Annotated in this window: 8 protein-coding genes; all 8 read right to left on the reverse strand. The window is 66.0% G+C overall.

Going from position 1 to position 13,261, the window contains the following annotated elements; all coding sequences use genetic code 11:
• Positions 1-658 precede the first annotated feature (658 nt).
• The 8 genes from shc to pheS all read right to left on the reverse strand — a co-directional run bounded on the left by shc (position 659) and on the right by pheS (position 13,250).
• Complete coding sequence (shc, locus tag GSQ92_RS01070) at positions 659-2,605, reverse strand: squalene--hopene cyclase (protein ID WP_158801093.1); 1,947 nt, start codon at positions 2,603-2,605, stop codon at positions 659-661.
• 7 nt (positions 2,606-2,612) lie between these two features.
• Complete coding sequence (gene hpnE, locus GSQ92_RS01075) at positions 2,613-3,869, reverse strand: hydroxysqualene dehydroxylase HpnE (protein ID WP_256367061.1); 1,257 nt, start codon at positions 3,867-3,869, stop codon at positions 2,613-2,615.
• Between the two features lie 124 nt (positions 3,870-3,993).
• Positions 3,994-4,866 (reverse strand): presqualene diphosphate synthase HpnD, encoded by an 873-nt coding sequence (hpnD, locus tag GSQ92_RS01080; RefSeq protein WP_158801047.1) that lies wholly within the window; start codon positions 4,864-4,866, stop codon positions 3,994-3,996.
• Positions 4,863-5,699, reverse strand: coding sequence for a squalene synthase HpnC (gene hpnC, locus GSQ92_RS01085; RefSeq protein WP_158801048.1), 837 nt, complete (start codon positions 5,697-5,699; stop codon positions 4,863-4,865). The genes hpnD and hpnC overlap by 4 nt, the downstream gene beginning before the upstream one ends.
• The gene (locus GSQ92_RS01090; RefSeq protein WP_174246612.1) at positions 5,692-6,819 is read right to left on the reverse strand and encodes a glycosyltransferase; all 1,128 of its coding nucleotides are present in this window, start codon (positions 6,817-6,819) and stop codon (positions 5,692-5,694) included. Before GSQ92_RS01090 ends, hpnC begins: the two co-directional genes overlap by 8 nt.
• A gap of 76 nt (positions 6,820-6,895) precedes the next feature.
• On the reverse strand, positions 6,896-7,903 hold the full coding sequence (gene hpnA / locus GSQ92_RS01095) for a hopanoid-associated sugar epimerase (RefSeq protein ID WP_158801050.1): 1,008 nt from the start codon (positions 7,901-7,903) through the stop codon (positions 6,896-6,898).
• A 1,657-nt stretch (positions 7,904-9,560) separates the two neighbouring features.
• Complete coding sequence (gene pheT, locus GSQ92_RS01100) at positions 9,561-12,023, reverse strand: phenylalanine--tRNA ligase subunit beta (protein WP_158801051.1); 2,463 nt, start codon at positions 12,021-12,023, stop codon at positions 9,561-9,563.
• A 159-nt stretch (positions 12,024-12,182) separates the two neighbouring features.
• The gene (gene pheS / locus GSQ92_RS01105; protein ID WP_158801052.1) at positions 12,183-13,250 is read right to left on the reverse strand and encodes a phenylalanine--tRNA ligase subunit alpha; all 1,068 of its coding nucleotides are present in this window, start codon (positions 13,248-13,250) and stop codon (positions 12,183-12,185) included.
• Positions 13,251-13,261: the final 11 nt, after the last annotated feature.

The raw sequence follows: 13,261 nt of genomic DNA on the forward strand, positions 1-13,261 counted from the left end.
CTAAGGCGGGCAGGTACCGGCTTGCGCGGGTCAAAATGAACGTGGACGCAATGGTGATGATTGAGGTGAATCAACGGCGGAAGAAACCGCCGTCCTCGTCGGGCCAGATCAAACGGCGGCGACGGCGCGTCACTCTGCGAAGAGTTCCCTGGAAGCATTTGCAGACGCATTTGCGGAGATATGGCCGACATGATCTTTCCTTCCTTCGGCAGTTGCGAGGATCGCGGCAACTGCCTCGACAGGCGGTCGCAACCCGGTTTGGTCGTCGGTCCGCTTTTCCGCTCGGATTGTTGAAAATGCGTAAAAATTGGTGGGAGGCGAAATGAGAGATATACCAGCCGGCACCATGCAGGTTCGCTACCTGCCGCTCACGGTTAATTAGTGATTCAGAAAACCAACGTCATGCTCACAGTGCTTTCCATTGAACAACGAAAATTGTTTTGATACTGAATCCAACGCTATTCTGGCTGCTACTCGATAGAAACGCCGCAACGATTAGCGCGTGGCAGCAGAATACGGGAATGTCGACCCAGACCCGAATGAGATCGCTCCATAGTCAGAATAATACCGTCCCTGGTATGGACGATTTTTAATATTTTAGTGGATCGAAAACGAAATGGTCGAGGCGGCTCAGAGGCTCGAGTCGGCTAATTCCGCGTCAGAACCCGTAAGCGACCTGCCGGCTATTGGCCTGACGAAGGTTGCGGAAGCGCGCCATCGCCAGCAACGGGAAGAACAGCCGGTAGCCGTGGTACTTGAGGTAGAAAACCTTCGGGAATCCGACCGCGTTGTAGGGCGCCTCGTCCCACTCCCCGTCGGCCTTCTGCTGGCTCGCGAGCCAGGCGACGCCGCGTGCCACCGCGGGATGCTCCGCCTCCCCGGCCGCCATCAGGCCGAGCACCGCCCAGGCGGTCTGGCTGGGCAGGCTGTCGGTGTATTCGCCCGGCGGTGCGCCCTCGTAGCTCGCGCAATCCTCGCCCCAGCCGCCTTCCGGCCGCTGACGGGCGAGCAGCCAGGCGACCGCCCGCTCGACCATCGGGTCCTCGCGCGGCACGCCGGCGGCATTGAGCGCGCAGAGCACCGACCAGGTGCCGTAGATATAATTGGTGCCCCAGCGGCCGAACCAGCAGCCAGCCGCCTCCTGCTCCCGCCGCAAATAGTCGAGCGCGCGGTCGATCACCGGCCGGTCCTCGGCATGGCCGAGCTGGCCGAGGAAGGACACGCAACGCGCCGTCACATCGGCAGTTGGCGGGTCGAGCAACGCGCCGTGATCGGCAAAGGGGATGTGATTGAGGAAATCGTGGTCGTTATCGGCGTCGAACGCGCCCCAGCCGCCGCCCCGGCTCTGCATGCCGATGACCCATTGCCGGGCCAGCTCGATCGACGCCTCATGCGCCGGATCGCCCTGGCGGTGCAGCAACATGCCGATTACGGCGGTGTCATCCACATCGGGGTAGTGGTCGTTGTTATACTGGAACGCCCAGCCGCCGGGCGGCGCGTCGGGCCGCGTTTCGGCCCAGTCGCCGCGCACCTGAGTGATCTGTCGGGCCCGCAGCCAATCGCAGGCGGCATCGACCTCGGCCGTCGCGGCACCGCGCGCTTCGGCCACCGCGTGGCCTGCCAGGCCCGTATCCCAGATCGGCGAGAGGCAGGGCTGGCAATAGACTTCACCCGCCTCATCGCCCTCATGCAGCAGCTTGCGGACAGATTCCCAGGCGATGGCGTGCTGCGGATGGTCGGCCGGATAGCCCAGCGCGTCATACATCATCACGCTATTGGCCATGGCGGGGTAGATCGCCCCAAGCCCGTCCTCGCCATTCAGCCGCTCACCCACCCAGGCGACGGCCTGGTCGATGCAGCGCTGACGGTTGCCTTTGACGAAATGCGGCTCCAGCGGTTGCAGCACCGCATCCACCGCCTTGAAGAAGCGGCCCCAGCCGTTGCGATAGGGACCGCGAATCCAATCCCGCACCTGCTCGGGCGGCGTCACGAAGAGCTCAGAAATCGTGATGCCGCGCGGGTTACGGGCCTTGGGCTTCAGCGCCATCAGCACCAGCAGCGGCACGATCACCGTGCGGGACCAGTAACTCACCTTCAGCAGATGGAAGGGGAACCAGCGCGGCAGGCTCATGATCTCGACCGGCATGACCGGCACCGCACGCCACGGCACCTCACCGAACAAGGCGAGCTGGATGCGGGTAAAGACATTGGTCCGCTCGGCCCCGCCCGCCGCGAGGATCGCTTGGCGCGCCCGCACCATATGCGGCGCGTCCGGATCGTCGCCGAGTGCCTTGAGCGCGAAATACGCCTTCACGCTGGCGGAAATGTTGAAAGCGCCCGCGTGATAGAGCGGCCAGCCTCCATGGGCGCCCTGGATGCGCCGGAGATAGAGGCCGATCTTGGCCTCCAGCACCGGGTCGATGCGGTCGAGGTAATGCTCCAGCAGGACATATTCCGCCGGGATCGTCGCATCCGCCTCCAGCTCGAACACCCAATGGCCATCGGGATTCTGGCGGTGCAGCAGTGCCTGCTCGGCCCGGCCGATGGCCTCGCTGAGGCTTTCGGTGGTCACGGCGGCGGTCATCGGGGCGAGATCATGCGGCATGGCGAATTTAATTATGCCGTAATATCTGCGCGGCGGCCACATCGCCGGAGCGGATGGCACCCTCAATCGTGGCGGGCAGCCCCGTCGCTGTCCAATCGCCGGCAAGCGCCAGGTTAGCGAGCCCGCTGCCACCGGCAGCCGGGCGGCGCCTCTCCTGGTCAGCGGTAGCGGCGAAAGTCGCGCGCTTCTCCTTGACGACGCGCCAGGCGGGCAGCGCCTCCGGCAGGCCGGGAAGCGCGGCACGGACATCGGGCCAGGTCAGTTCCGCCAGCTGCTCCGGCGTCTCGTCCACCAGCCGGTTGGCGGCGCTGATGGTGATCGAGAGGACGCCGTTCTTCACGAAAACCCATTCGGCGACACCGCCGACGATGCCGACGAAGAGCGCCTCTGGCGGAGGCGGCGGTGCCTCGGCCAGGAAATGGACGTTCACGATCGCCTCGAAAGCATCCGGCGCGACGAGGCCCGGCAGCAGATCCGCCGCCACCGGTGCCGGCACAGCCAGCACCACGGCATCCCCTGCGCCGACTATCACCGGCCCGTCGGCGAAGATCAGCCGCGTCACCCTGCCCTGCTCGGCCTCGATCGCCTGCAGCCGCCGCCCGGTACGGGTCTCGGCACCATGCGCGGCAAGCCAGGCGATCGCCGGATCGATGAAGCTCTCGGAGAGACCGTCGCGCGGCACCAGGGGCCTGCAGGCTTGGCCTCCGCGTGTCAGCGTCTCCGCCACCACGGCCTGTAAGAGCGAAGCGAGCCCTGTCTCTGGCGGCGTGTTGAGCGAGGCGATGGCGAGCGGTTCGAGCAATCGACGATACAACGTCCCGCTGCCGCCGATGGCCTCTGCGACTGACCCCCGAGCGCCGCGCAGCCGAAGCAGCGCGAGGTAGTCGCCCGGCCGAGTGCCCGGCACGCGGGCGCCCGCATCGAAGAGCCACCAGGGGAGCCGCCCTCGGCTCAGCCGCAGCACCCAGCGCGCCCCATCGGCGCGGTCAACAAAGGGAAAAACCGGGTCGCGCGGGCCGACCATGCTGTTACTCGCGCCGATCCGCGCGAGATAAGCCGCTGCCGCCCGGTTGCCCGACAGCAGCAGGTGATTGCCGTTGTCGATCCGCCGTCCGAGGCTGCGGTCGAAATAGCTGCGGCAGCGTCCACCAGCCGCGGGGCCGGCCTCATGCAGCGTCACCCGCCCCCCGGCCTCCACCAGCCGCATCGCCGCTTCCAGGCCCGCGAGGCCAGCGCCGATGATGTGGATATGGCTCGCGGTCACGCGGGGTTGCCGCCACCCAAGAACCCACCCCCAACCCCTCCCTTGCAGGGAGGGGTGAAGACAGAAGCTCCCCTCCCTCCAAGGAAGGGGCTGGGGGTGGGTCCGCTCAGGTGCCACCGCAACCTCAAGCGGTCATCACCTTCACCGCGAACCACAGCTTCAGCCAAGTCGGCAGACTCACCCGCTCCGCAGGCCGCGCGAAGCCCGTCCGCTCCATCCGTGTCAGCAAAGCCCGATAAGGCGCCGCCATGATGCGCGCGGGCTTGATCGCGCGCTGATCGCATTGCGCCATCGCCTCCTCGGCACCGCGATAATGGTCGCGCGCCAAAGCCGCGACGCGCTTGCACAGAGCAGGCAAACCCGGCGAGGTCAGCGCCGCCGCCGGATTGGGCGGCACCCCCGCCTCCGCCAGCCACTCGCGCGGCAGATAAAGCCGCGACCGCTCGGCATCCTCGGCAAGGTCGCGCAGGATATTCGTGAGTTGCAGCGCCCGCCCGAGGTTATACGCCACCCGGTCCGCCGCCGCCGAAGCATCACCGAAGGCCCGCACCGCCAGCCGCCCCACGGCACTCGCCACGCGGTCGCAATACAGGTCGAGCGTCGCCAGGGACGGCGCCACGATCTCTCGCTCGGCATCCATCTGCATGCCGTCGATGATCGCCAGGAAATCGGGAATGCGTAGATCGTAAGCGCGATAGGCCCGCAGCAGCACCCGGCTCACCGCCTCATCGGCGCGGCCGTCGGCCAGAGAATTGACGCGCTCGCGCCAGCCATCCAGCGCCTCCCGCTTGGCGACCAAGGCGCCGGGCTCATCCGCGATGTCATCGACCACGCGGCAGAAGGCGTAGATGGCATAGACCGCCGCGCGCCGCTCCGGCGGCAGCATCCGCATGCCATGGTAGAAGGACGAGCCGGACTTCCGCACCAGGGTCTCGATTGCCGTGAGGTCAGCGGGTGCCGCGCCCAGCGGCGGCGTCTGCAGATCGGCGAGGCTCATGCGAAGGCGCCGAGACCGCCGAGCATCGCCGCCAGCGCATCGGTCCGGGTTAGCTTAACGCGTCGCGCCAAAGGATCGCCCTGCCGCAATCGTCGGGCCAGCCGTCGCGCCAGGCCATTGATGACCGCAGTCTCGATCCGCAGCCGCCGAGACCGGACGCGGCGCGGCAAAGCGGCGCCCTCCCGGTTGAGCGCATCGCAATGGTCGAGCAGCATCGCGAAAACCCGCCGCAGCGCTGGCGTCTCAGCCGAGGCCTGTACCGCGTTCACGTCGAGACCAGCGCCGCGCAGCATATCCTCGGGCAGGTAGCTGCGGTTCAGATCGCGGAAATCCTTCTGGCAGTCCTGCAAATGGTTGAGCACCTGCAGCGAGGCACAAAGCGCATCCGACGGCGCATGGGTCTCAATCGATTCGCCATGCAGGTCGAGCACGTAGCGGCCCACGGGCATGGCGGAGAAGCGGCAGTATTCCAGCAACTCCCCCCAATCGGCGTAGCGCAGCTTGGTGGCGTCCTGGCGGAAGGCGATCAGCAGGTCGGTCGCATGGCCGGGATTGACTCCGGTCTCGGCCAGGCTGGCGCGCAAGGCAGTCGCGCTCGGGGCGCCGCCGGTGCGGGCGCCGAGTAGCACCGCCTCCATGATGTCGAGCCGCGCCACTTTGTCCTCCGGCGTGAGGTCCGGGCTATCGGCGATATCGTCGGCGTTGCGGGCGAAGGCGTAATAGGCGTGGACGTGACGGCGGAGATTCTTGCGGATCAGCACCGAGCCTACCGGGAAATTCTCGTCGCCACGGTTCTTGCCGGACCAGGTCTCGACGTTCTCGCTCTCAGCCATAGACCCGATTCTTCCATGTCACGCTGCGGCCGCGCAGATGGTTGACCGCGGAACCGACCGTCGCCGCCATGTAGAACAAGGCGATGAGCGGCAGGAAGGGGGCCCAGAGCGGGGTCAGACCATAGCGCCGCAGGCTGGGCAGGAAGCTGCCAGCCATCAGCACCCAGGCCGCCAGCCCGCACCAGCGGGTCGCGCCATGGCCGAACAGCGCGGCGGCGGGCGGCAGCAGCCAGACCAGCAGCATGCCGAAGATGGTGCCCGCTAGCAGCAACGGCGAGAACTTCAGCTGGACATAGGCGGTGCGCGCGATCATCGCCCAGATGTCGCGCCAATGCGGATAGAGCCGGATCGACTTCGCCCGTTTCGTGTGGCCGAGCCAGATGCGGCCGCCACCGCTCTTCACCAGACTGCCGACCGCCACGTCATCGATCATAGCGCCCCGCACCGCCGCGATGCCGCCCATGCGCTCGATCGCCCGGCGGCGCAGCATGATGGTGCCGCCCGCCGCCGCGCCCTGGCGATGGCGCGGATCCGCCGACCGACCGAAGGGGTAGAGCAGCTGGAAGAAATAGACGAAGGCGGGCACCAGCGCCCGCTCGGCGAAGCTCTCGCAGTTGAGCAGCACCATCTCGGAGACGAGGTCGAGATCCCCCGCCTCCGCCTTGGCCGCCAGCCGCGCCACATGATCCGGCTGATGCGCGATATCGGCATCCGTCAGCAGCACCAGCGGCGCGGTCGTCACGCCGAGGCCCTGATGCACCGCCCAGAGCTTGCCGCTCCAGCCCTCCGGCTTGGGCATGCCGGTGATGACGGTCAACGGATGCGGTGCCCCCTCCGCCGCCTGGCGCGCCAAATCCGCGGTGCCGTCAGAACTGCCGTCATCGACCAGGATGACACGTAGCCGAGCGCCGCCGGGCAGCACCTGCCGCGTTAGGGAGCCGATGGCGGCGGCGATGGTCGGCGCCTCGTCCCGCGCAGGCACAACGACATCGACCGCCGGCAACACCACCCCGGCCGCAACCGGCGGCAGGATCGGTCCGGCCTGCCAGTAACGGCCATGGAACAGGATAAGGCCGATCCAAACGGCCAAAGCGAGCATGGTGAAGGCGAGCGGGATCATCACCGGCCGAGATAGCCTCTCCCCGCCGCTCCGTCGACATCCTGCGGCGCGACAGAAGCGGGCAAGCGCCGGGAGGTTAGCGGCGCGTGAAATAGCCCTCGGTCTTGAACCAGTCGATGGCATCACGCACCGCCTCGAAAGCGGGGCGGTGCGTGTAGCCCAGTTCGGCCTCGGCCTTGGCGGAGGAGAAATACATCATCTTGCGCGCCATCTTGAGGTGGTCGCGCGTCAGCCTCGGTTCGCCGCCGGTCAGCCGGGCGATGCGTTCCGCGAGATAGGCGGCGGGCACCAGCGGGCCGATCGGCAGCCGCGCCCGCCGCCTCGGCTTGCCCATGACGCTATCCACCATGGCCAGCACCTCGCCCATCGAGATGTTGTCGCCGCCCAGGATATAGCGCTCGCCGATGCGCCCGCGTTCCAGCGCCAGCAGATGGCCGATGGCGCAGTCATCGACATGCACTACGCTGAGCCCGGTCTCGACATAGGCCGGCATGCGGCCCATCGCGGCATCGCGGATCATGGCGCCGGTGGGTGTCGGCTTCACATCGCCCGGACCAATCGGCGCGGCCGGGTTGACGATCACGACGGGGACGCCCTCCGCCGCGCATTCGAGCGCCGCCTGCTCGGCGAGGTATTTCGATTTCTTGTAGAAGCCAGCGATCTTCTTGTAGATCACCGGTGTCGTCTCGATAGCGGGCGGCTCGCCATGCGCCGTCAGGCCAAGCGCCGCGACGCTGCTGGTATAGACGATCCGCTCGGCCCCCGCTTCGGCCGCGAGACGCAGCAGGCCGCGCGTCGATTCCACATTGGTGGTGAGCATAGGCTCGGGGTCGGGCACCCAGATGCGATAGTCAGCAGCGACATGAAAGACCCAGCGGCACCCGGCCATGCCACGCCGCAGGGAGTGGGAGTCGTTGAGGTCGCCCTCCACCAATTCCGCCGGCAGGCCCGCGACATTCCGCCGGTCGCTACCGCGGCGGACCAGGAGGCGGAGAGGGTAACCGCGTTGCGCCAGCAGGCGAGCCACGGCGGCGCCGACGAAGCCGGTGGCGCCGGTGACGAAAGTTAGATCTTGGTCCGCCATTTCACTCATCTTCCACGCGTTGCGAGCTTTTAGAGAGCGTCGCTCGCGGCGAGGCAAGGCATGCATCGGATTTGTGCGGATAGCCGAATCGCCATGCTTCAACACGGCGTCCCGCTCGCAGGGCTGCAAAAGGAAGCATGGAAGACGATCCGCAAGGGCTGAGTCCTAAGCCTGCAAGCCAAAGGACGCGCCGCCAGCGATCCCGCTTCTTAACCGAAACAAGTTGCGCCAGGCCGGAGCTTCGCCGGAAATCCCAGCCTTTCGCTTTCGACCCCACCCGCAGCAGCGATCGTCAAGCTTCAACACTCTGGTTCGCGTGGCAGGCTGCTACGAGCAGTGCGGAGGATGACCCGAACCGGTGGCGAGACCATCGACAGCACACAATTCGAGACGTCGCTCGACATCGGCCCGACATCCGCGCGCGCATCGCGATGACAGACCATGGATATGACAACCAAGCCAACCGGCGGCGGCACTCGTGCGCGGTGTCACACCGATATCTTGCGCCGCGAAAACTCCGCGCAGAGAGGAGGCTTTCTCCCGAAACGCCTTTACAAGCTCCGGGCGATCATCAAACCGACAATCGGCAAGCTCGAGCGGTTAAAACGCGTCGCGACACGCTAAAAAAACCGACATCAGTTACTGAGCGATGATCAGTTTTGCATGCGGGCTGATGCTGGCTAAATCTGCCCACACGGCCTAGCGGTAGAGCAGGAGCCTGTACAGCTCCCGCTCCTTGCAGCCTATGCTTGGATCTTCTGGAGTGGTAGAGATTTAGGGCTGTCCTACGCGGCCCCCGCCGGCCGATCGATTTTCCAGTTCTTGCTCTAGCGACGGAGCACCCGCAACGCGAGTCGGAATATAGCCAAAGACCTGCGGCGGGATTGGGAGGTTACCGAGGTAATTGGAAAATTGAGGATGTCGGACCTGGCCGTAGGTGGGAGGAAGAGTGGGTGGCTGGACGTAGGTGGGAGAATGAGCGGCAGGCCGCTGAGACGGACGCCCGAACAATCCGCCAATAGTTCGTCGGAAATTGAATCGAGTGCGGTCCTTAACCTGAGAAGCAACGGGTGGCTTTTCTCCTTTCTTGGGAACAGTGAATTTCTTTAGAGGGCCGTTCCATGGCCCCTCACTTCATGTTGAACCACTAGCTGGATTTATTTGCATCAGAACCTCCTGAAAAACGCAGTATGCGCCGACACCGTTAAAGCACTCTTTGTTTTCTGTATCGTTATCGAAATGATATATATCATTTCGAAGCTCGCTCCGAGCGAGCTTTTTCCTTTGGCTCGGGGAGGCGCCCCCAAACCGGCGTTGCTTGGGAAAGGTCTTGTTAGCGGATTCCATAGTCATGCATTTTCTTTAGGAAGGCACACGTGAGGACCAACGCTCGCGTTTCAGCAAGCTTTTGTTGGGCATGAAAGACTAAACATCAATCGCCGCTTTGAACGCAGTCACCACCAACATGGATTGTTTTTGCGTGGAAATCGAAAATTCAATATCTTCATAGGATATGCGTCGCAGGCAAATGGGCCGAGTCGGGAAATAATTCGTTTCTATCCATAAAATTGCTGAACGCACCATCGCTCTCGGCGCGACAGCTCGATCCCAATCGAGCCGCTGCGCCGAAGCGTCATTATCTCCGAGGTTTCAGACTCTACCGCAGCCGGGCCGCCGTCGCCTTCGTGACCGCAGCCACCACCTTCGCCGAAGCCTCCTCGATCTCCGCCTCGGTCAGGCTCGCCGCGCGAGGTTGAAACGTCACCTCGATACCCAGCGACTTGAAACCCGCCTCCAAACGCTCGCCCTGATAGACGTCGAACAACACGACGCTCGCCACCAGATCACGCACCGCGCCGCGCGCCGCGCGCAGCACATCATCGGCCGGCGTCGCGGCTTCGGCCAGAAAAGCGAAGTCGCGGCGGATCGGCTGGAAGGCCGACAGCACGGGCGCCACCTTGCGACGACGCTTCGGCTCCGGAATCGCATCGAGGAAAATCTCGAACGCGACCGCCTCCGTCGGAAGGTCCAGCGCGCGGACCACGCTCGGATGCAGTACGCCGAACTGCGCCAAGACCGTCTTCGGCCCCTGCCGCACCACGCCCGAGCGGCCCGGATGGTAGAAGACCGGCGCATCGGCTGAGACGCTCAACGCCTCCGAAGGCACGCCCAGTGCCGTCAGCGCCGCCCAGACATCCGCCTTCGCATCCAGCGCCGAAACACCCCGGGCCGGCTCCGCCCAATCGCGCGGTGTCTCGCCCGTCCTCAGTCCGGCCGCCACAACCTGTTGGGTATTGCGCGCGCCGTCGCGGAAAGCGGGACCGATCTCGAACAAGCCGAGATCGGGGAAGCCGCGCGCCGCGTTGCGCGCGGCAGCCGAGGCCAGGGTGATCAGCGGCGTGGTGCGTAGCTGATCGAGATCCGAGGCGATGGGATTGACCAGACGCAGCCCCTCCGCCGTGTCTCCAAACCGCGCGGCGACGCGGCTATCGGCGAAGCTGAAGGTTACCGCCTCCGACAAGCCCCGCGCGGCGAGCACGCGGCGCACCGTCGCGGCACGGACCTGGCGCGGCGTGAGCGTCGCCTTGGGCACGGCGGAGGCCGCTGGCAACGACGCCGCCGGTACCCGGTCGATGCCCCAGATGCGCAGCACCTCCTCGATGAGATCGACCTCGGGCTCGATGGCCGCGACGCCGGCTTCCATCTGGGCGATCTGATCGGGGCTCAGCGCCTTCGCCGGTTCCAGCGCGCCGCGCCCCGCGATGTCGTTGCGCCAGGACGGCACGGAAACGGTGATGCTTTCCGCATCTCGGCCGACCAAGCCAAAGCCCAGACGGCGCAGGATGGCTTCCGCCTCGTCCTCCGGCACCTCGGCGCCGCCGAAATCTCGGAGCCGGGCGAAGCGCAAACTCGCGGTGCGGCGCCACGCGGGCTCCGCACCGTCGGAGGTCACCTCGCTCGCCTCCCCGCCGCAGAGATCCAGGATCATTTGGGTCGCTGCTTCCATCGCGGCCGGCATCAGCGCGGAATCGATGCCGCGCTCGAAACGCGACCGGGCGTCAGACGAAATCTGCTGGCGCCGGCCGGTCAGTGCGATGGCGACCGGATCAAACCAGGCGCATTCGACGAAGACGTCGGTCGTGGCCTCCGTACAGCCGGTCGCCTCGCCGCCGACGATCCCGCCGAGCGACTGCACCCCGGCGGCATCGGCAATCACGCAATCCTCGGGCGTGACGGTGACGTCCTTGCCGTTAAGCGCGCGGAAGGTCTCGCCGTTGCCGGGGCGGAGCGTCAGCGTGTCACCTGAGATTGCCGCAACATCAAAAACATGGAGGGGACGGCCGAGGTCGATCGTGAAGAAGTTGGTGATGTCGACCAGCGCGCTGATCGGCCGCAGGCCGATGGCACGCAGACGATCCTGTAGCCAGGCCGGGCTCGGGCCATTCTTCACGGCGCGAATGGTGCGTCCGAGTACCCAGGGGCAGACCTGTGGCATCTCAATCTTCCAAGACACGGAACTTGCGCCTTTTCCGACCACAACCTCCGGCTGGAAAGTCTTCAACGCGCCGATCCCGGCCGCCGCCAGATCCCGCGCGATGCCGCGTATCGCCAGCGCGTCACCCCGGTTAGGCGTCACCGCGATCTCGACCACCGGGTCATCCAGCCCCGCCCAGGTGGCGTAGGACCGACCGACCGGCGCATCGGCCGGCAGGTCGAGAATGCCATCGTGATCCTCGCCGAGGCCGAGCTCGCGCGCCGAGCACAGCATCCCCATGGAGGCCACGCCGCGAATCTCGCCCGCCTTCAGCAGCATGCCGGAGCCCGGGATGACGGCACCGACCGGGGCGAAAACCCCCTTCATGCCGGTCCGTGCATTCGGCGCGCCACAGACGACCGAGACCGGTCCCTCGCCGGCATCCACCGTGCAGACACGCAGGCGATCGGCATTCGGGTGCTGCACCGCCTCGATGACGTGGGCGATGCGAAAGGGCGCCAGCGCCGCACCGGGATCGGCCACGCCCTCAAGCTCCAGTCCGACGCCGGTGAGCTTGTCGGTGATGGAGGCGAGATCAGCCTTGGTATCGAGATGGTCGCGCAACCACGAGAGGGTGAACTTCATGGCTGCGAGATCCTGCTGAGAACCACTTGGTCGACGCGCATACGCCCGTCACGCTCGGATCCACGCCTTGCTTGCTCCGCGCAGAAAAGGCGCGGATGGCACGCCTGCGCGTGCCATGACGGTGCAATTGCGGCCTGGGGATTAAGACTGGTCACGACCTCACACCCCCTCATGCAACATCGCCGGCTGGAAGGGCGAGCTGCCGTAATGCCGCAGCCAGCGGATGTCGCTCTCGTAGAACAGCCGAAGATCCGAGATGCCGTGCTTGAGCATGGTCACCCGCTCCACCCCCATCCCGAAGGCGAAGCCCTGCCATTCCCGGGGATCGATGCCGCAATTGGCCAGAACCTTGGGATGCACCATCCCGCTGCCCAGGATCTCAAGCCAATCGCCCCCGGCGCCGAGTTCGCCGGTGCGGCGGTTCCAGCCGATATCGACCTCCATGGAAGGTTCCGTGAACGGAAAGTAGCTGGCGCGGAACCGCACGGGCAGATTGGAGATAGCGAAGAACGCACGGAGGAAATCCGTCAGGCAGCCCTTCAGATGTCCAAGCGTGATGCCGCGATCCAGCACCAGTCCCTCGCATTGGTGGAACATCGGGCTATGCGTCGCGTCATGATCGGCGCGGTAAGTGCGGCCGGGTACGATGAGGCGCAGCGGCGGCGGCTCCGACAGCATCGAGATGATCTGCACCGAGCTCGTATGCGTCCGCAGCACCAGCGGCTGCCCGCCGTCCATCCCGGACAGGTAGAAGGTGTCCATGTCGCTGCGTGCCGAGTGATGCGCCGGCATGTTCAGCGCGCCGAAATTATACCAATCGGTCTCGACATCCGGCCCCTCGGCCATGCTGAAGCCCATGGCGCCGAAAATCGCGACCATCTCCTCGATGGTGCGGCTGATCGGGTGGATGACGCCGCGCGGCCCCAATGACGGTGGCAGGGAGACATCCATCCGCTCGCTGGCCAGCCGGGTATCGAGCGCCACGGCGTCCAGCACCGCCTGCCGCATCGAGAGCACAGCCTCAAGCCCGTCCCGCAGCGCATTGACCGCCGCGCCACGTGCCTTGCGTTCATCAGCTGGAATCTGGCCCAGGCCGCGCAACAGGCCGGTGATGCGCCCCTGCTTGCCCAGGAACGCCACCCGTACCGCATCGAGCCCGCGCGGGTCGGCGGCGGCGGCGATGGCCGCCTCGGCCTCGGCCTGGAGGGCGGCGATGTCATCTGGCATGGCTGGGCTCC

Origin of the sequence: Acidisoma sp. S159, from assembly GCF_009766125.1 — a bacterium.
Lineage (GTDB): Bacteria > Pseudomonadota > Alphaproteobacteria > Acetobacterales > Acetobacteraceae > Acidisoma.